General features: G+C 39.5%; 17 protein-coding genes and 1 pseudogene. 13 read left to right on the top strand and 5 right to left on the bottom strand.

The window, feature by feature from the left end; genetic code table 11:
* The first annotated feature begins 20 nt into the window (after window positions 1-20).
* The 9 genes from preA to rnz all read left to right on the top strand — a co-directional run bounded on the left by preA (window position 21) and on the right by rnz (window position 11,126).
* Window positions 21-1,301 carry an NAD-dependent dihydropyrimidine dehydrogenase subunit PreA gene (gene preA, locus MKZ18_RS16465; protein WP_025909781.1) on the top strand — a complete coding sequence of 427 codons (1,281 nt, stop codon included), beginning with the start codon at window positions 21-23 and terminating at the stop codon, window positions 1,299-1,301.
* A 28-nt stretch (window positions 1,302-1,329) separates the two neighbouring features.
* A complete protein-coding gene (gene hydA / locus MKZ18_RS16460; protein WP_061786354.1) occupies window positions 1,330-2,745 on the top strand; it encodes a dihydropyrimidinase in 1,416 nt (471 codons plus the stop codon).
* A gap of 116 nt (window positions 2,746-2,861) precedes the next feature.
* Entirely contained in the window at window positions 2,862-4,340 is a 1,479-nt protein-coding gene (locus MKZ18_RS16455; RefSeq protein ID WP_025909783.1) for an NCS1 family transporter, read from the top strand.
* A 9-nt stretch (window positions 4,341-4,349) separates the two neighbouring features.
* Window positions 4,350-4,562 (top strand): hypothetical protein, encoded by a 213-nt coding sequence (locus MKZ18_RS16450; protein WP_025909784.1) that lies wholly within the window; start codon window positions 4,350-4,352, stop codon window positions 4,560-4,562.
* A 509-nt stretch (window positions 4,563-5,071) separates the two neighbouring features.
* Window positions 5,072-5,269: a hypothetical protein gene (locus MKZ18_RS16445; RefSeq protein ID WP_251385330.1), complete on the top strand. Its 198-nt coding sequence runs from the start codon at window positions 5,072-5,074 to the stop codon at window positions 5,267-5,269.
* 141 nt (window positions 5,270-5,410) lie between these two features.
* Window positions 5,411-7,048, top strand: coding sequence for a PucR family transcriptional regulator (locus tag MKZ18_RS16440; protein WP_390894707.1), 1,638 nt, complete (start codon window positions 5,411-5,413; stop codon window positions 7,046-7,048).
* A 151-nt stretch (window positions 7,049-7,199) separates the two neighbouring features.
* Window positions 7,200-8,669, top strand: coding sequence for a CoA-acylating methylmalonate-semialdehyde dehydrogenase (locus MKZ18_RS16435; protein WP_061786535.1), 1,470 nt, complete (start codon window positions 7,200-7,202; stop codon window positions 8,667-8,669).
* A gap of 87 nt (window positions 8,670-8,756) precedes the next feature.
* Window positions 8,757-10,121 (top strand): aspartate aminotransferase family protein, encoded by a 1,365-nt coding sequence (locus MKZ18_RS16430; protein ID WP_100346852.1) that lies wholly within the window; start codon window positions 8,757-8,759, stop codon window positions 10,119-10,121.
* An 87-nt stretch (window positions 10,122-10,208) separates the two neighbouring features.
* Complete coding sequence (gene rnz, locus MKZ18_RS16425) at window positions 10,209-11,126, top strand: ribonuclease Z (protein WP_100346853.1); 918 nt, start codon at window positions 10,209-10,211, stop codon at window positions 11,124-11,126.
* 30 nt (window positions 11,127-11,156) lie between these two features.
* On the opposite strand, the gene namA is transcribed toward rnz, so the two are convergent.
* Window positions 11,157-12,173 carry an NADPH dehydrogenase NamA gene (namA, locus tag MKZ18_RS16420; RefSeq protein WP_025909790.1) on the bottom strand — a complete coding sequence of 339 codons (1,017 nt, stop codon included), beginning with the start codon at window positions 12,171-12,173 and terminating at the stop codon, window positions 11,157-11,159.
* 386 nt (window positions 12,174-12,559) lie between these two features.
* Window positions 12,560-13,414, bottom strand: a complete 855-nt coding sequence (proI, locus tag MKZ18_RS16415; RefSeq protein ID WP_163070587.1) for a pyrroline-5-carboxylate reductase ProI — start codon at window positions 13,412-13,414, stop codon at window positions 12,560-12,562.
* Window positions 13,415-13,666: 252 nt separating this feature from the next.
* On the opposite strand from proI, the gene MKZ18_RS16410 reads away from it, so the two are divergent.
* Together MKZ18_RS16410 and MKZ18_RS16405 are read left to right on the top strand one after the other, a co-directional pair.
* Entirely contained in the window at window positions 13,667-14,620 is a 954-nt protein-coding gene (locus MKZ18_RS16410; RefSeq protein WP_340842267.1) for an MBL fold metallo-hydrolase, read from the top strand.
* A gap of 66 nt (window positions 14,621-14,686) precedes the next feature.
* Window positions 14,687-15,478, top strand: a complete 792-nt coding sequence (locus MKZ18_RS16405) for an SDR family NAD(P)-dependent oxidoreductase (protein WP_062686271.1) — start codon at window positions 14,687-14,689, stop codon at window positions 15,476-15,478.
* Window positions 15,479-15,503: 25 nt separating this feature from the next.
* Here the strand turns inward: MKZ18_RS16405 and MKZ18_RS16400 are convergent.
* Window positions 15,504-15,902 (bottom strand): annotated as a pseudogene (locus MKZ18_RS16400) (SDR family oxidoreductase); the annotation flags it as partial.
* Window positions 15,903-15,911: 9 nt separating this feature from the next.
* Window positions 15,912-16,100 (bottom strand): CDGSH iron-sulfur domain-containing protein, encoded by a 189-nt coding sequence (locus MKZ18_RS16395; protein WP_340842984.1) that lies wholly within the window; start codon window positions 16,098-16,100, stop codon window positions 15,912-15,914.
* Window positions 16,101-16,269: 169 nt separating this feature from the next.
* Here MKZ18_RS16395 and MKZ18_RS16390 point away from each other — a divergent pair, with 169 nt between their 5' ends.
* Window positions 16,270-16,608: an iron-sulfur cluster biosynthesis family protein gene (locus tag MKZ18_RS16390; protein ID WP_061784739.1), complete on the top strand. Its 339-nt coding sequence runs from the start codon at window positions 16,270-16,272 to the stop codon at window positions 16,606-16,608.
* 24 nt (window positions 16,609-16,632) lie between these two features.
* On the opposite strand, the gene MKZ18_RS16385 is transcribed toward MKZ18_RS16390, so the two are convergent.
* Window positions 16,633-17,544, bottom strand: coding sequence for a hydroxymethylglutaryl-CoA lyase (locus MKZ18_RS16385; protein WP_061784738.1), 912 nt, complete (start codon window positions 17,542-17,544; stop codon window positions 16,633-16,635).
* A gap of 176 nt (window positions 17,545-17,720) precedes the next feature.
* Here MKZ18_RS16385 and MKZ18_RS16380 point away from each other — a divergent pair, with 176 nt between their 5' ends.
* Window positions 17,721-18,908, top strand: a complete 1,188-nt coding sequence (locus tag MKZ18_RS16380) for an acetyl-CoA C-acetyltransferase (RefSeq protein ID WP_025909797.1) — start codon at window positions 17,721-17,723, stop codon at window positions 18,906-18,908.
* The last annotated feature ends 167 nt before the right edge of the window (window positions 18,909-19,075 follow it).

The following is a 19,075-nucleotide window of genomic DNA, read 5'->3' as shown; positions in this document are numbered from 1 at the left end:
AACGAGAGGGGGAAACAAGTATGGCAGATTTACGCATAAACTTAGCAGGTATTAAATCACCCAATCCATTTTGGCTAGCATCAGCGCCGCCTACAAACTCGGGGTATCAAGTACAGCGTGCCTTTGAAGCAGGATGGGGCGGAGCAGTTTGGAAAACGCTTGGAGATCCAATTTTAAATGTATCTTCACGGTTTGCAGCGGTGAGCTTTAACGGCCAGCGCGTAGCGGGTTTTAATAATATTGAGCTTATTACGGATCGGCCGCTTGAGGTTAATTTAAAAGAAATCTATGAGACCAAAAAGAAATTTCCTGACCATGCTATCATTGCTTCTTTAATGGTTGAACCAAAACAGGAGAAATGGCATGAAATTGTAAAACGTGTAGAAGATGTAGGCGTTGACGGTTTAGAGCTAAATTTCGGCTGTCCTCACGGCATGGCCGAGCGAGGAATGGGAGCAGCTTCAGGGCAGGTGCCTGACCTTGTTGAAAAGCAAACGTACTGGGCTAAAGAAGTAGCGAAAACGCCTGTTATTGTTAAGTTGACTCCAAATATTACGGACATCACAGTTACAGCAGAAGCCGCTGTAAGAGGCGGAGCGGACGCGGTGAGTATGATTAACACTATCAATAGCTTAGCCGGAGTGGATATCAATTCATGGAACACAATTCCCCACGTGGCTGGTAAAGGTGCACATGGAGGCTACTGTGGTCCAGCCGTTAAGCCTATCGCCTTAAATATGGTGGCTGAATGTGCAAGAAGCCCTCATATTAACGTACCGATTTCAGGTATGGGAGGCGTATCGAATTGGCAGGAAGCAGTGGAATTTATGCTTATGGGAGCAACTGGGGTTCAAGTGTGCACGGCTGCTATGCATCATGGTTTTAGAATTGTAGAAGACATGCTTGATGGACTAAACAACTACCTTGATGAGCGAGGAATTGCAAAAGTGAGCGATCTTGTTGGAAAAGCTGTTCCGAAATACTCTGATTGGGGAAATCTTGATTTAAATTATAAAGTTGTGGCTCGAATTGACCCCAATACATGTATTAATTGTAACAAGTGTCATATTTCATGTGAAGACACGTCCCATCAATGTATTGATATGTTGAAAGACTCTTCAGGTAAACCGTATTTGCAAGTAAGAGAAGAAGATTGTGTGGGCTGTAATCTCTGCTCGATTGTCTGTCCTGTTGATGGAGCAATCTCTATGGTGGAGGTAGCGAGTGAGCAGCCGCCTATGACGTGGAATGAAAGACAAGCGGCACTTGCGATGACATCTGCACAAAAACTGGACGTATAACCAAACACAATAGGGGGGGGATCAAATTATGAAAAAATTAGTGAAAAATGGAGTAATCGTTACAGCAGCAGATACGTACAGCGGAGACATTTTAATTGAAGATGGGAAAATCGCAGCAATTGGAAAGGGACTAGATGAGTCTAGTTGTGAAATTGTTGACGCAAATGGAGCTTATATTTTCCCTGGAGGAATTGATCCACATACTCATTTAGACATGCCATTTGGAGGTACGGTCACAAAAGATGATTTTGAAACGGGGACCATTGCAGCGGCGTTTGGAGGTACCACAACTATCATTGATTTTTGCTTAACAGATAAAGGGAAACCGTTGCAAAATGCCATTAATACTTGGCATGCAAAATCAGAAGGGAAAGCAGCTATTGACTATAGCTTCCACCTGATGATTGGAGAGATGAACGATCAGGTATTAGAACAACTTCCTACTATTATTGAAGATGAAGGGATTACGTCGTTCAAAGTATTCATGGCGTATAAAGATGTATTTCAAGCGGACGATGCGACCCTTTATCAAACGCTTATTCAAGCAAAAGAGCTTGGGGCATTAGTTATGGTACATGCTGAAAACGGAGACGTGATTGACTATTTAACGAAGAAAGCGTTAGAAGCAGGAAGTACAGATCCAATTTACCATGCGCGTACAAGACCTCCAGAGATTGAAGGTGAGGCAACAGGTAGAGCAGCTTGTTTTACAGGTCTTGCTGATTCACAGCTATATGTAGTGCATGTATCTTGTGCTGAAGCGGTGAATCAAATTGCTCAGGCTCGAAATCGAGGCGTGAATATTTGGGGTGAAACATGTCCGCAATATTTAGTATTAGATGAATCCTACTTAGAAAAACCTAATTTTGAAGGAGCTAAATACGTCTGGTCACCACCTCTTCGTGAAAAGTGGAACCAAGAAGTGTTATGGAACGCATTAAAAAATGGAGATTTACAAACAATTGGGTCTGATCAATGTTCATTTGATTTTAATGGGCAAAAAGATTTAGGTAAGAATGATTTTACAAAGATTCCAAATGGCGGTCCTATTATTGAAGACCGTATGAGCATCTTATTTTCAGAAGGTGTACAGAAAGGGAAGATTACGCTTAATCAATTTGTAGACGTAACATCTACTCGCACTGCTAAGCTATTTGGATTATATCCGAAAAAAGGCACAATCGCTGTAGGAAGCGATGCGGACCTATTAATTTTTGACCCGACTGTCAAGCGTAAAATTTCTGCTGAAACACATCACATGGCTGTTGATTATAGTGCGTTTGAAGGAATGGAAATTACGGGTGAGCCGGTTTCAGTATTGTGTAGAGGAGAATTTGTGATTAAAGAAAAGCAATTTGTTGGTAAGAGTGGTTATGGTGAGTATATTAAGCGGTCAAAATTTAATGAGCGTAATGAAGCTCAGCAATCCCCAGTAAAACTGTAATTATGCTACTGCGCTGTGCTTATAGCATAGCGCAACCCCTATGTATATAAATAGAGAGAAAACAGCCTTCATGATGAATGTAACGCGTTTACTAAATAGTATGAGGGGTGCAAGAAATGAAAAAATCAGGAAGCTATTTAAAATCACCGGATTTATTACCTGTTGCGCATCAAAACCGTAAAATTGGAACGCTTGGTTTTTCATTAATGTGGGTTAGTATGGCGGTTGTATTAGCCGCATTTGCAATCGGAGGGTCCGGTGTGCAAAGCTTATCTCTCGGCTGGGTTGTAGTAGCAACCGTGATTGGATCAATTGCGATTGGTTTATTTGTGACCATTATTGCCGATATTGGGATTGAACATGGTTTATCATTTCCAGTCTATATGAGAGCTCCATTTGGAACAATTGGCACTCATATTCCATCCGTTATGCGAGGGCTTGCAGCATCTTGTTGGTTTGGAATCAATACGTACTTTGGTGCTACGGCAATGAATGGGATTTTAAATGCTCTAGCAGGGTTTAATAACTGGCTCATATGCTTTTTTCTCTTTGCATTATTACAGCTTATTAATACAGCGCTTGGAATTAAAGCAGTTGAACGCTTTACGGACCTAGCAGCCCCAGTTATCATCATTATTTCAGCCTGGATGTATACGACTCTGTCGGACCAAGCTCTTTCTCAAGGTAGAGAGGTATGGGGGTGGATTGAAAGTCCGGTGACAGGAGGGGCAGCTGTTACAGCATTTATCGTAGTCATTATGAGTAACATGGGGTTTTGGGCAACGCTTGCAGCAGATATTCCGTCTATCTCAAGGTTTATTAAAGCACCTACACATGAGCGGAGCTGGGTAAAACGCAATAAAGGAGCTCTTGTAGGAAGCGTAGTGGCATTGCCGCTAACTCAAACATTTATGGTTATCATTGGTGGTGTCTCTTATATTGCCGTGAAAAACTATGATCCAGTAGTAGCGCTTCAAGAAGCTGCGTCTGGCTTCGCGCTTGGAGTATTACTTTTAATGGTTGTATTTGCCCAGTGGTCAACAAATATCTCAGCGAATTTGATTCCAGCTGCAACGATTTTTTCAAATGTTGGTGGACCTAAAGTGCCATTTGGGGTTGGGGTATTCATCGCTGGTATTGTGGGGACGATTGTTCAACCATGGAGTTTGTTTGGTATTATTGTCCCTGCATTGTTAATTGTCGGTGGAATTTTATCGGCCATTGTTGGTATCTTGTTTGCCGATTACTACTTATTACGAAAGCGTAGAGTAAACGTGACAGAGCTATATGAAGAGAATGGGCAGTATCGCTACTTTTATGGCTTTAATATAGCTGGTTTACTTGCATGGACTATAGGTGGAACAAGTGCTTACTTTCTATCAACTTATTCTTTTGTTGTTGGATTTGTAGTAGGCGCTATCTGTTATTATGTCTTAGCTAAATATTGGTGGTTTAAGCGTTATAAACAAGCTGAGATTGAGACACCAAGTGATGAAAAGTATCTAGGCATTACAGTTGGCCGTGATTGGGTGATCTCAATTGATGAGAAAGTAATTCAACCTGTCGCATCCAGCCAAACTATTTCAACAGATTGAGGTGAAGGTATGTCAGACTATCAGCATTTTGTTGCAGAACGTGAAAAAATTGATTTTCTTATTGAAAAAGGTTTCATTATTAAAAGCGTAACAGAAAATCTGAGCGGTGCATTTCTAGAGTTTGAACGCATAAAGCAAGGGAAGGTTGAAAAAGAAAAGCTTCATATCTTAACAGCGGATGCTAGAAAGTACTTTTCAGGAATATTAATTCAGCAGTTATAAAATAAGAGACTGAGACATAAGTAGTTCAGCCTCTACTACACCTGAACGATTGAGAGTTCATAACTTTTAATCGCTCAGGTTTTTTGATTGTGAAAACAATGTTGGAAACAGGGTGGAACGGAGCGTAGGATACTCGACTCCAGCGAGGAAGCTCAGGTTCCTCCCGGCGGAAAGCGAGTGACCGTAGCGCAATGGAACGAATGTGTTGAGACAAACCAAAGAGATGGGAACAGCTAGTGTTCGTCTTTTAGAAGCAATCATTTTGTTATGTCCCAAGCTCTTATTTATTTTGAAAAATAGCGCAAAAAGTGAAACTAACTCATATTTTTTTCGTTACTATTCATGTCAAGTGTTACGTATTACAAACAGTTATTACATTTCATTTACAACAATGGGAAAAGGGTTTAGTTAGGGAGGGATTTGTAGTAAATAGTATAGTATAAAAGTTTTTTTGAAACAAAAATGTAAACGTTAAATATACCTATAAATGATAAGGGTGTGAAACAGAGATGATGAATGAGAAAGATTTAGATATGATGACAATTGAGGAAAGAAAAGTAATAGATAAGCTTAAGATGGAAATGCTTAATGCAGTGTCACTTCACGACCTACGTTTCTATAAACAGGAAATTCAGAGAATAAAAGAGCAAGCAAAAAAAAGGCATGGTTTTTTTAAAACACTGCAAGTAGCCGCTGAGAAGTTGTAAATCGCATAATGATTTATAGCTTTTTTTTGAGTAATTCCATGTAAGCAGCGAGTTATATTCTAAAAAATTATAAAGAGATAAAATGATTTATTTTTCAGAAAACTTAAGTTAATATAAAGAGATAGACTGATTAAGGGTGGTGTGAGTTTGAAATCTTATTTGACAATTAATGAGGTTTTAAAAAGAAAGCATTTTAACAGCTGTGAAGTAATCGCAGGTAAAGTCGGTCTCACAAATCGGGTAAAATGGGTTCACGTGATGGAAGTGACTCGCGTAAATGAGCTTTTAAAAGGGAATGAATTAATTCTTTCAACTGGTGTAGGGTGGAAGGAAGATAATGAATTATGCCTTTCATTTTTGAAACAGCTAATTGAATGTCAAGCTTCGGGGCTCTGTATCGAGCTTGGTACGTATACCTCTCAGATTCCTCAAAACGTTATTGAATTTGCAAATGAACACGAATTTCCCATTATTTTATTTCATGAAGAAGTCCCGTTTGTTGAAATAACGCAAGATTTGCATGCGCTACTAGTTAATCAGCAGTATTTAATGATTTCCGATTTAGAAAATTACTCTCAGCAGCTGAATCAAATGCTGCTTTCTGTCAACGATCCAAAAGATATTTTACAGCATCTTTGCGAATCAACCGGACTTTTAGCCGGGCTTCGTATACATAGTGAAGTAACGCTTTTTCCAGCCTGTTTAAACTTACCCCAACAACAATTATTACAGCATCATATTACTAAACAAAAAAAGAATCAAAGTATTTTTTTTACCCATTCAATTCAACTGTTAGGCGAAAGCTATGCAGAGCTATATATTCTTTCAACCAATGATTTTTTTACGGAACTTGAAATGTTAACGGTTGATCGAACAGCAACAGCTCTAGCGCAGCATTTTTTACGAGACTTATATGTTGAAGAAAAAAAGCGAGTTCAAGAAACAGAGTGGATGGTTCAGTGGATAAACGGTGAAATTTCCTCATCTCAAATCACACATTGTTTACAAGAAGTATTACATGACTTTCCAATCCAAGGTGGAACGGTTATATGCTGTCAATGTATACAAGATGTCAAGCTAGACCATACGTACTTAAAATTGACGATTCGAGCAATCTTTGAACAAGAAGGTTTTCACCTTCTCATTTTAGAAAAGAAAAGAGAGTTAGTACTGGTTGTTTTAAATAAACGTCAGGTGACTACGTGGAGGGAAAGATTAGAAAGAAGTTTGAACCGTTGGATAAACCACGTTGATTTGCAAGAAGTCAACAAATCACTAGCGGTGCAGCTGATAGGAGTGGGACAGTTTAATAGACGCTTAGATCACATCTATAAAGGCTATGAAACTGCTAGAAAAACAGTTTCCATTCAAATGACTTTGCACAACCAAGTGAAAAATCATATTTGTTTTTATGAAGACCTGCACATGTACCGCATTATTTCGTTAGTCAATGAACAGCGGGAATTACAAGAAGTGGTGATGGAGTATTTACAGCCAGTTCTCGAGTATGATCGAAAATTTAATGCAAAGCTATTTGAAACACTAAAAGTATATTTAGCATGTAATGGATCAAAGCAAGAAACGGCAAAGCGCTTATATATTGTGCGTCAGACTCTTTATCATCGCATTGAAAAGCTGGAAAAGCTATTAGGTTCTGATTTTATGGCTCACGAAAAACGAATGGCTATCGAATTTATGATCATGACCTATGACTATTTGTTTGCACTAAACGCATCTACTACTGCTATTGATGAGCTAGAAAAAGCATCCCTTACATGAGCTCTCTTTCATTTTACTAGGTCTACTTCGTATTTCACTATCCAATGTGTGAAACTAGACAGAATTTCTATTTCACATTATGTCTAATGAATCTGAAGTAAGAATTCATGATAATAAAAGTAAGATTGTATGCTAAAAGGGGGCTAATTAGATGTCAGTCGTGAATGAAGATACCAAACAATTAAGAAACTATGTAGGTGGAAAATGGGTTGCCTCAACAAGCAATCAGTTTCAAGATGTGATTGATCCTTCAACGGGAAAGACGCTTGCAAAAGTACCTCTTTCAACTAAACAAGATGTTGACCATGCTGTTAAAAATGCAAAAGAAGCGTTTAAAGCATGGAAGCATGTACCAGCTCCGAAACGGGCAAGGCTTATGTTTGCGTTTCAACAATTGCTTATTGAACATCATGAAGAGCTTGCAAGACTCGTAGTAAAAGAGAATGGTAAGGCTTATAAAGAAGCTTATGGAGAAGTCCAGCGTGGTATTGAATGTGTAGAATTTGCTGCCGGAGCACCGACGCTACTTATGGGTGAATCGCTTAGTAATATTGCAGAAGAAATTGATTCAGAAATGTATCGTTATCCTGTTGGGGTTGTGGGAGGAATTACGCCGTTTAACTTTCCGATGATGGTTCCACTTTGGATGTTCCCACTAGCGATTGTCTGTGGAAACACATTTGTATTAAAACCATCAGAGCGCACGCCTTTATTAGCTACTCGGATTGCTGAATTGTTCACAGAAGCTGGAGCTCCATCTGGCGTATTAAATCTTGTGCATGGTGCACATGATGTGGTCAACGGTCTCATTGATCATGCGGATATTAAAGCAGTGTCTTTTGTTGGTTCTCAACCAGTTGCAAAGTATGTATATGAACAAGCCGCAGCGCAAGGCAAGCGAGTTCAGGCTTTATCTGGTGCCAAAAATCATCATATTGTTATGCCGGATTGTGATATAGATAAAGCGGTGAATCACATTATAAGCTCTGCTTTTGGTAGCGCTGGACAGCGCTGTATGGCATGCAGTGCTGTTGTAGTGGTAGACGGTGTTAAAGAACAGTTCGTTGCGAAGTTGAAGCAAAAAGCAGATGAATTAATTATGGGCAGTGGGTTACAGGATGAAGTGCTTTTAACGCCCGTTATTCGGAAAGAGCATCGAGATAAAGTACTTGGCTATATCGAAGCCGGGGTGGAAGAAGGTGCTCATTTAATTAGAGACGGTCGTAAGGAAATGGAAGATTATTCGGAAGGGAATTTTCTTGGTGCCACGATTTTTGATCACGTAACGCCCACTATGACCATTGCAAAAGAAGAGCTGTTTGCACCCGTTTTAAGCTTGCTTCGAGCTGAAAATTTAGATGAAGCGTTAGAATATATTGAAAAATCTCGGTTTGGAAATGGTGCAACAATTTATACAAAGGATGCAAAAGCAATCCGTCAATTTAGAGAAGAAGCAGATGCTGGTATGCTAGGTGTCAACGTAGGAGTGCCTGCTACTATGGCTTTCTTCCCGTTCTCGGGTTGGAAAGACTCTTTTTACGGAGATCTACATGTCAATGGAAAAGACGGATTGAACTTTTATACGCGTAAAAAGATGATAACATCACGCTTTGATTTTTAACATATTTATTAGATGAAAAGAGAGACTTCGGCTTTGGTCGAAGTCTCTTCATCCATATAATTACTAAAATCAGAAGGAGTGAATGCAATGGTTCAAGCTAGCAGTGGCGAAAAAAATAAAAGCTTAAAAAATAAGGATGAGCAATACGTATGGCACGGAATGAAACCTTATTCTCCTGAAGCTACTATGGTAGTAGAAAAAGCGAAGGGCGCTTGGATAACAGATGAGGATGGAAATCGATTTTTAGACGCAATGGCGGGACTTTGGTGCGTAAATATAGGCTATGGAAGAGAAGAGCTAGCCCAAGCAGCTTATGAACAGCTCAAAGAACTAGCTTATTTTCCATTAACGCAAAGTCACCCTCCTGCGATTCAATTAGCTGAAAAGCTCAATGAAATGCTAGGAGATGAATATGTCATCTTTTTTTCTAATAGCGGATCAGAAGCGAATGAGACCGCATTTAAAATTGCGAGACAGTATCATCAGCAACGAGGAGAACATGGGCGCTATAAAATTATCTCACGTTACCGTGGGTATCATGGAAACTCGATGGGGGCACTGTCAGCTACGGGGCAAGCTCAGCGTAAATACAAGTACGAACCTTTAGCAACTGGCTTTCTTCATGTTCCACCCCCTGATAGCTACCGAGGTGTCGATAAAATAGATGCACCAAAAGAGCTGCTTCAGTCGGTGAAGACGATTGATGACACGATGACGTGGGAGCTTAGTCAAACAATTGCTGCGGTCATAATGGAGCCAATTATTACAGGGGGAGGTATTTTAATTCCACCAGATAACTATATGCAAGGGGTAAAAGAAGTTTGCGAAAAGCACGGGGCGTTATTGATTGTAGATGAAGTTATATGTGGATTTGGACGCACAGGGGAAGCGTTTGGATTTATGAATTATGGCGTGAAGCCGGATATTATTACGATGGCAAAAGGTATTACAAGTGCTTATTTACCTTTATCGGCAACAGCGGTCAAGCGAGAAATTTATGAAGCATTTAAAGGTAGCGATCAGTATGAATATTTTCGACATGTAAACACATTTGGAGGAAGTCCAGCTGCCTGTGCACTTGCACTCAAAAACCTAGAGATTATGGAGAGTGAAGGCTTATATAATCGTTCAAAAACGATGGGAACCTATTTATTGAAAGAGTTAAAAGAAGAATTGAAAGGACACCCGTATGTAGGCGACATTCGTGGCAAAGGGCTGCTGGTAGGAATCGAGCTTGTTTCTGATCAAATTTCCAAAGTGCCCCTGGATATACAGTTAGTGAATCAAGTAATTGCAAGGTGTAAAGAAAAAGGAGTCATTATTGGGAAGAATGGCGCAACAGTAGCCGGGCATAACAATGTGCTCACTCTTTCACCGCCTCTCATGATTCCAAAAGAAGATTTAAACCTTCTTATTTCTGTATTAACAGAGGCGCTTCAAACAATTAGGTAGCATAGGTAAGTAAAAAGCCTGTATAATATGTGCATACAGGCTTTTTGTTCGGATTAATGTTTGAATTAAGTAGAAAGGGAGAAGCACATGGAACTATTATTTTTAGGAACGGGTGCCGGAGTACCAGCTAAACAACGAAACGTTTCCTCAATTGCTTTACAGCTTCTGCAAGAGCGAAGTGCCGTATGGCTTTTTGATTGCGGAGAAGCAACTCAGCACCAAATTTTACATACTTCCATTCGCCCTCGTCGCATCGAGAAAATTTTTATTACGCACTTGCATGGTGACCATATTTATGGCCTTCCGGGTTTGTTGGGGAGCAGATCGTTTCAAGGAGGCGAAGAACCTCTTACCGTATACGGTCCCCCTGGTATTGAGCAGTTTATTAAAGTCGCGTTAGAAGTTAGCCAAACGCACTTGAAGTATCGGCTTCAAGTTGTTGAAGTCAATGAAGGGGTTATATTTGAAGATGATACGTTTAAAGTAGAATGTGCAAAGCTTGAGCATGGCGTAACGTCATACGGATATCGAATCGTTGAAAAAGACTTACCGGGTGCGCTACAAGTAGAACGTTTGAAAGAAGCTGGAGTACAACCAGGACCTCATTATAAGCAGTTAAAAGAAGGCAAAACTATTTTTCTAGAAGATGGGCGGGAAATTAACGGAGCGGAATTCATTGGAGAATCCAAACCAGGAAAAATCGTAACCATTTTAGGAGATACGCGAATGTGTGAAAATAGCACGATGCTTGCAGAGAATGCGAACGTTTTAGTTCATGAAGCAACATTTGCTGAGGGCGATGAAAAGCTGGCTTATGATTATTATCATTCTACAGCCAAGCAAGCAGCACAAGTAGCTAGGCAAGCGAATGTGCAGCAGCTAATTCTTACTCATATAAGTGCTAGATATCAAGGAGAAGCAGTCAGGCAGTTAGCAGAGGGGGCGCTGAAGGAATTTAAACATACTCTGGTTGCGTCTGACCTAGCGAGTTTTTCTATTGAATAAAAGTGAGGAGCCCTAAAGGCCCTCACTTTTTTACCAACCTCGTTCATATTGAACAGGTGCTTCAATGGTTGTGTTTAACTCTTTGGCGGCTGTGCGTGGCCAATACGGATCGCGCAGTAGTTCTCTCGCGACGAATATGAGGTCAGCACGTTTACTTTGAAGAATCTCTTCCGCTTGAAGGCCGCTCGTAATTAAACCAACAGCCCCTGTATCAATGTTTGCTTCGTGCTTGATTTTTTCTGCAAACGGTACCTGATAGCCAGGGTAGACGTTAATTTTAGCATGCACAAGTGCCCCTGAGCTTACATCGATTAGGTCAACACCTTGTTCTTTCATCCATTTAGCGAATGTAACATGGTCATCGATAGTTAATCCGCCTTCAGCGTAGTCAGTTGCAGAAACACGAACAAATAAAGGACCGTCCCATACCTCTTTTACACTGTTAATCGTTTGTTGTAAGAAGCGATAGCGGTTTTCAGCAGACCCACCGTATTCATCCGTGCGCTTATTGCTTAATGGAGATAAGAATTGGTGAATTAAATATCCATGTGCTCCGTGAATTTCAATAATATCAAAACCAGCTTGTTTTGAGCGTTTTGCACCTTCTTTAAAGGCTTCAATTGTTCTCTCAATATCTTCTTTTGTCATTTCAGCAGGTGTTTTACTTTCATCATCAAATGCAATAGCAGAAGGAGCGTAAATCGTTCCATCTACCGTCGCTTTACGGCCTGCGTGTGCAAGTTGAATAGCGGTTTTACTACCGTGTGCTTTCACTTGATTAACAAGCTTTTGTAACCCTTCAACATGTTCGTCATTCCAAATCCCTAAATCACGTGATGTAATACGTCCTTCAGGTGTTACCGCAGTCGCTTCAATCATGATTAAGCCAACTTGGCCAACAGCACGTGATGTATAGTGAGCCAGATGCCAATCTGTTACGATGCCATCTTCCTCTTCACATGAATACATGCACATGGGCGACATTACAATTCTATTTTTCAACTTTACATCTTTCACTTGATAAGGTGTAAACAATTCAGCAGTCACTTTCATATCCCTCCATTATTTCGAGTTGCTAACAAAATGCATTATAGCACTGAGGTTTAGTAAATTTCACTTTATATGCTTTACTGTTTCATGGAGAGTTAGTAAAAGAGACTGAGACATAAGTAGTTCAGCCTCTACTATACCTGAACGACTGAGAGTTCATAACTTTTAATTGTTCAGGTTTTTTGGTTGATTGTGAAAACAATGTTGGAAACAGGGTGGAATGGAGCGTAGGATACTCGACTCCAGCGAGGAAGCTCAGGTTCCTCCCCGCGGAAAGCGAGTGGCCGTAGCGCAATGGAACGAACGTGTTCAGACAAACCAAAGAGATGGGAACAGCTAGTGTTCGTCTTTTAGAAGCCATCATTTTGTTATGTCCCAAACTCTTAATGTGATGTACGACTGCTCATCATTTTTTCATCAATAGCTTCACCTAATTCTTTTGAGCGAAGTGTAGCTTTGTCAATACATTGGATAAGCGCTTCTTGAAATTCGTAGTCAGTCAGTTGTTCTAGCCCTGCTTCTGTCGTTCCTCCTGGACTGGTAACTTCTTTTCGTAACGTGGTAGGACTTTTTGGTGATGTTCTGAGCATCTGAGCTGCACCAATTAGTGTTTGTGTAATTAAGTCTGTCGCTACGTCTGACTCAAGGCCTTGATGTAGAGCAGCTTTTTGCATCGCTTCTACCAAATAATAAACATATGCGGGTCCACTACCTGATAAGCCTGTAACAGCATGAAGTTGTGCTTCGGGAACAACTGTAACCGTTCCAACTGTATGGAAGAGAGTTTCAGCTAATTTTATATGCTCGTCGTTAGCATGCTCCCCTTTGGAAATGGCCGTTGCAGATAAACCGATTGAAGCGGAAGTATTTGGCATTGCTCGAACAACAGGTACTTTGTGTTGAAATAAAGATAAGATGCTACTTGTTGAAACTCCTGCAAGGACGGAAATGATAAGGTGGCTCTTATGGATATAAGGCTTAATGTTTTCAATGCTTTCCACAACGTCTTTTGGTTTGACTGCTAATACAATTATGTCGCTTTTTTGAATGATTAAAGGAATGTTTCGAGTAATATTAATTTTATATTGATTACGTAATTCATGAAGTCGTGCGTCGTTGCTGTAATTTGTAACGTGAATTTGTCCGGGCTTAAATTTGTTTGTACTAATTAGCCCTGAAATCATGGCTTCGGCCATTGATCCAGCGCCGATAAAAGCAATATTTAATGGTTGTTTCATCAAGGGATGAACCTCCTTTTTATATATACCTGTTAATGAATAAAAATACTTTTTGTTCTGTATGAAGTCGTTGTATTTAATACATATAAGCTGTCTTCTGTGAGTGGATTTTATAAGCATATTGTTGTAATTATGCACTGAGAAAATGATAGCTGTCAATCTAATTTTCAGAAAAGAAAGCATATTGTATGAATGTATATTGGAATCGTGTACACTTAAAGAAAACGTCATTACTTAGAAGGGGACAACGTTATGAAGGAACAAATTCACAAGTTCACATTGCCAACACCGTTTGCAGTTGGAGATGTAAATGTATATGTACTAAAAGGAGAGTCCATTACTTTAATTGATGCAGGGGTGAAGACAGAAGAGGCTTGGAATTCTTTTACGAAACAGCTAAATGAAATTGGCTTACATGTAGAGGATATCGATCAAGTGTTACTGACACACCATCATCCGGACCATGTAGGTATGCTTGATTATTTTTCACCAGATACACCGGTAATCGGACATTGGAGAAACGAGCCGTGGATTTCGAAAGATCCGAATTTCTTTGACCAGTATGACCGATTTTTCACAGAGTTCTTTACGCAGTTAGGCGTAGATGAACGATTTCGAAAATATCTAAAAGGATTACGTCATTCAATGAAATATTCTTGTGAAAGATCACTAAACAATCAAGTTCAAGAAGGTAGTGTAATAAAAGGCTTGGAAGATTGGGGTATTATTGAAGTGCCTGGACATGCTCAAAGTCATATTGCCTTATATCACCAGCAAAGCGAAACCTTAATTGGTGGAGACGTATTACTTAAACATATTTCATCTAACCCGCTTATTGAGCCTCCGTATCATGAAGGTGAGAAACGAAAAAAGTCAATGCTTCAGTATAATACATCTCTTCGTCGTCTTTCTGAATTACCTATTTCATGTATCTACACAGGCCATGGAGATGAAGTGAAAGAAGTGAGTAAACTTGTATCAGAACGACTAACTAAGCAAAGAGAGCGTGCTGAAAAAGTATATCAACTTTTAAAGAACAAGCCGATGTCTGCATTTGATGTTTGTAAATTCCTGTTTCCATCCGTGTATGAAAAAGAATTAGGGTTGACGATGTCTGAAACGGTAGGGCAATTAGACTACCTTGAAAGCCTCCGCCAAGTTAGTTGTCAATATGAAAGTGATCGTTTTATTTATCACACTCATTAATCTTGTTTTTTTAAGTGTAGAAAGATAAGATTAAAAGCACTGAGTTTGTATAATTGAGGTGTAAGAATGAATAATCTTAAAGGAAAGCATATTTTAATTACGGGTGCATCCGGTGGATTAGGAAAAATGATTAGCTATGAAGTAGCTAAAAGAGGTGCTAATCCAATCCTTGTTGCTAGAAATGAAATCCGCCTTCAAGAAGTATCAGAACAAATCGGTGAGAAGTATGGAGTTACTTGCCGTACATATCGATTAGACGTTGCTAATCTAAGTGACGTTCAAACGGTCATGAATCAAATTCTTGAAGATGTTTATAAAATTGATGTGCTAATTAACAATGCTGGTTTTGGGGTATTTGAGGAAGTAACGGAAGCTTCAATGGATACGATTTTGTCCATGTTTCAAGTAAACGTCCTGGGATTAATTGCGTGTACGAAATCAGTATTACCAGCTATGTTAGAAAGAAATGAAGGTCATATTATTAATATTGCTTCTCAAGCAGGTAAGCTAGCTACGCCTAAATCCAGTGGGTATGCTGCTTCAAAGCATGCCGTATTAGGGTTTACAAATGGATTACGCCTAGAAATTGCTAGGACTAACGTGCGAGTGACTGCAGTTAATCCAGGTCCAATTCAAACCAACTTTTTTACCATTGCCGATCAAACAGGTTCTTACGAAAAGAGCATGAAAAATATGATGCTTGACCCAGTAGATGTTGCTAGAAAAGTCGTTGAATCTATCGGGACCAACAAGCGAGAGATTAACTTGCCAAAGTGGATGGGCATTGGCTCTACAATTTATCAGGTTGCTCCATGGTTAGTTGAAAAACTAGCAGGAAATGCGTTTTACAAAAAATAAGCTCAGTGCCCTCAATGGGCATGAGCTTATTGTAGGATGGGTCATAAAGCATTTTACCAGGCCGTGTGTATGCCATGTGACCTCCATCAACCGTAATGCAATCTCCCGTTACATATGAACTGTCATCAGATGCCAAGAAAAGTACAGCGCCTGCTACCTCTTCTGGTTTTCCTAGACGTCCCATTGAATCAACCCATTCGTAGGCTTTTCTAAACTTTTTTCCTTCTTCTGATCCTGATAGTCCGTCAAGAAGGGGAGTTTCAATTGTTCCTGGTGCAATAACATTAACAGGAATACCGTCCCGTGCATAACCGATAGCCATTGTTCGAGTAAGATTTGTAATTGCCCCTTTTGCAGCGTTATATCCGGATCGACCTAAATCTGCAGCTAGTCCAGATACAGAGGAGTTGTTAATAATTGAACCGCTTAAAGATTACTCGTCTAATAAGGCTTTAGCACGCACGCAAGACTCAAATTTACCTTTATGATTTCCGTCACAAAAGGGCATCTTTTTTGACATGCCACATCGACATAGTGAAAACGTGGGTTTCGTTTCATACTTATTACCTTCAGCATCAATTAATTCAACATCACCAGTCACTCGAAATGATCCGTTATCCATTACCTTGATTTGAACTTTTGGCAAGTTAATTCCTCCTTATGTATGATAAGCGCTCATCCATTGTCTATACTAATGAGCGTAATAGTTTATGGAGTGAGCATTGTATATTATACTTCATTATATAAACATGTTCGCATCGTTTATACATTTATTTAAAAGGAGCGATAGAATGAACATTGTATTTACCAATCGTGCTCTTGAAAAAGTTGCTGAAAAATATGATCAAAGCTCATCTCTATTTTTAAAATTGAAATATGATACGGACGGCTGTGGCTGTGTTGTAAGCGGCGTTACATCACTTTGGATTGTTGCTGATAAAGAATTTGATGACGTTGTTGTTTCGACAAACGGTGGTGACATTCTTATTGAGAAAACAAAACAAGTGTTTATGGATGATAACATGACAATTGATTATAGTGACGCTGCTGGAACATTCATGCTAAAAAGTCCAGCGCAAATTTTAAATCCAAGAATGTCATTTATTGACCAATCAGCAAAAGCGCGGTAGATTCTACCGTGCTTTTTTACTTTCTTATCGTTTAGCTAATTGATAGAGACGGTATTGCTTACTTGAAACTGGATGTGAAAGGTAGGGTTCAATATAGGAAACAGCTTCCAGAATTTTTTCGCGATTCACATTTGTTTGAACACCCATTTCATCTAACATAAAAATTAAGTCTTCTGTTGCAATATTACCAGTTGCCCCTTTAGCGAAAGGGCATCCACCAATCCCGCCAGCTGAAGAGTCAAAGCGGGTAACCCCAGCTTGAAGGCAAGCATAAATATTAGCCATAGCTACTCCTCTTGTGTCGTGAAAGTGTGCGTTTAGTAGGACTGTAGGAAATGCGCGTTTCAATGCTGAAAAGAGAGTAAAAACGTCTTTTGGGTTAGCCATCCCGATTGTATCTGCAATGCTGAGCTCGGTTACGCCCGCTTCTACAAAGTGTGCGCAAAGCTCTACGGTTTTGTCTGGATTAATTTTCCCTTCGTATGGACAGTAAAATGAAGTTGATATGCATGTGCGAACGTAGGCATTACGTTCTTTAAGCTTCTCCATAAGAGGTAGCTGTTGGTGAAGAGCTTCAGCGGTTGTTTTGTTAATATTATGCTGGTTAAACGAGTTGCTGACGCCGATAAATAAAGCAACAGATTGACAATTTTCTTCAAGTGCTTTAGTCAGGCCTTGCTCATTTGGAACGAGAACAATATGGCGGTTATTAGTAGGTTGCTGTAATGAGAATGCTTGAATAACTTGCTGTGCATCCTTCATTTGAGGCACCCATTTTGGTGAGACAAAAGAAGTTAATTCAATCTCTGATAGGCCAGCTTCTTTTAATAAAGAAATAAACTGGATTTTCACATGTGTTGGTACAAAATTTTTTTCATTTTGTAGTCCATCTCGAGGACCTACTTCAATGATGGTTGCTTTAGAAGGTAACGACATAATTTTCCTCCTTTTTTGATAACGCTTTCAATTACCTATTTTAAAGGATAGAAGTTTAAATTCAATAAAAATTATAAATTTTTACAAAATAAACGAAATTACAATAGGAAAATTAAGTTGGTTGTCGAATAAGCATATATGTGACAGTAATCAAACAGTAGGGAGAGGTTAACGACATGAGTCAAACAGAAGTGGTTATTGTAAGCGCTGTTAGAACGGCAATCGGCAGCTTTGGGGGAAGCTTACAAAATGTTTCTGCACCAACTTTAGGTGGAGTAGTCATTAAAGAAGCACTAAATAAAGTAGGAATCGCAGCAAATGATGTAGATGAAGTAATTATGGGGAACGTCTTGCAAGCAGGATTAGGTCAAAACCCGGCTAGACAAGCAGCTCTCGCAGCGGGTTTACCAGAAACAGTTTCTTCATTAACAATCAATAAAGTGTGTGGATCAGGACTAAAGGCAGTTCATCTTGCAACTCAAGCAATCCTTGCTGGTGATGCTGAAGTTATCGTAGCGGGTGGAATGGAAAATATGAGCCAAGCGCCATATTTATTAAAGAATGCTCGCAATGGATTCAAAATGGGAGATCAAAAAGTCGTTGATAGTATGATTCAAGATGGACTATGGTGTGCTTTTAACGATTATCATATGGGAATTACAGCTGAAAATTTATGTGATAAATATAGCATTACGCGTGAAGAACAAGACTCTTTTGCTGCTGCTAGTCAGCAAAAAGCAGAGGCTGCAATCGAATCAGGACGATTCCAAGATGAGATTGTTCCGGTAGAAGTACCAGGACGCAAAGGTCAAGTAACCATTTTTGATCGCGATGAGTTTCCACGTGCTGGTACAACAGCAGAAAGCTTAGGTAAGTTACGTCCTGCATTTAAAAAGGATGGTTCTGTAACAGCTGGAAATGCTTCTGGTATTAATGATGGTGCGGCAGCGGTTGTTGTGATGAGCCGTCAAAAAGCAGACGAACTAGGCTTAACACCTTTAGTAACAATTAAATCCAATGCAAGTGCTGGTGTTGACCCAAGCATTATGGGAATCGGCCCAGTAAGCGCTGTAAAAAAAGCATTGGAAAAGGCAGCGGTATCTTTAGAAGATGTTGAATTAGTAGAAGCAAACGAAGCTTTTGCAGCACAGTCAATTGCTGTTGATCGTGAGCTTAAATTTAACCAAGAAACATTAAATGTTAATGGTGGAGCAATCGCACTAGGTCATCCAATAGGAGCTAGTGGAACTCGCGTGTTAGTTTCTCTTATTCATGAAATGCAAAAACGTGAAGCGAAGCTAGGCCTTGCAACGTTATGCATTGGTGGCGGACAAGGGGTTGCTACATTAGTAGAACGTCCATAATATTGAAAAAACCATGAAGCTATTTTAGCATTCATGGTTTTTTTTATGCCATATATTCTCAAATGAAGTGAACGTTCTTAAAAAGTAGGCATATAGTATAGCAAAACACCTATAACTTTTTCGAACGAAAAAATAATTACTTATAATTGCTAGTTATATATTTTAAA

This window comes from Priestia sp. FSL W8-0001 (assembly GCF_038050335.1).
Lineage (GTDB): Bacteria > Bacillota > Bacilli > Bacillales > Bacillaceae_H > Priestia > Priestia flexa.
The sequence above is the reverse complement of the archived record's forward strand: the minus strand, read 5'-3'. Positions and strand labels throughout refer to the sequence as shown.

Bases quoted from the DNA above. Each gene is read 5' to 3' on its own strand.
- preA (WP_025909781.1), top strand. From the start codon at position 21: ATGGCAGATTTACGCATAAACTTAGCAGGTATTAAATCACCCAATCCA.
- hydA (WP_061786354.1), top strand. From the start codon at position 1,330: ATGAAAAAATTAGTGAAAAATGGAGTAATCGTTACAGCAGCAGATACG.
- MKZ18_RS16455 (WP_025909783.1), top strand. From the start codon at position 2,862: ATGAAAAAATCAGGAAGCTATTTAAAATCACCGGATTTATTACCTGTT.
- MKZ18_RS16450 (WP_025909784.1), top strand. From the start codon at position 4,350: ATGTCAGACTATCAGCATTTTGTTGCAGAACGTGAAAAAATTGATTTT.
- MKZ18_RS16445 (WP_251385330.1), top strand. From the start codon at position 5,072: ATGATGAATGAGAAAGATTTAGATATGATGACAATTGAGGAAAGAAAA.
- MKZ18_RS16435 (WP_061786535.1), top strand. From the start codon at position 7,200: ATGTCAGTCGTGAATGAAGATACCAAACAATTAAGAAACTATGTAGGT.
- MKZ18_RS16430 (WP_100346852.1), top strand. From the start codon at position 8,757: ATGGTTCAAGCTAGCAGTGGCGAAAAAAATAAAAGCTTAAAAAATAAG.
- rnz (WP_100346853.1), top strand. From the start codon at position 10,209: ATGGAACTATTATTTTTAGGAACGGGTGCCGGAGTACCAGCTAAACAA.
- proI (WP_163070587.1), bottom strand. From the start codon at position 13,414: ATGAAACAACCATTAAATATTGCTTTTATCGGCGCTGGATCAATGGCC.
- MKZ18_RS16410 (WP_340842267.1), top strand. From the start codon at position 13,667: ATGAAGGAACAAATTCACAAGTTCACATTGCCAACACCGTTTGCAGTT.
- MKZ18_RS16405 (WP_062686271.1), top strand. From the start codon at position 14,687: ATGAATAATCTTAAAGGAAAGCATATTTTAATTACGGGTGCATCCGGT.
- MKZ18_RS16395 (WP_340842984.1), bottom strand. From the start codon at position 16,100: ATGGATAACGGATCATTTCGAGTGACTGGTGATGTTGAATTAATTGAT.
- MKZ18_RS16390 (WP_061784739.1), top strand. From the start codon at position 16,270: ATGAACATTGTATTTACCAATCGTGCTCTTGAAAAAGTTGCTGAAAAA.
- MKZ18_RS16385 (WP_061784738.1), bottom strand. From the start codon at position 17,544: ATGTCGTTACCTTCTAAAGCAACCATCATTGAAGTAGGTCCTCGAGAT.
- MKZ18_RS16380 (WP_025909797.1), top strand. From the start codon at position 17,721: ATGAGTCAAACAGAAGTGGTTATTGTAAGCGCTGTTAGAACGGCAATC.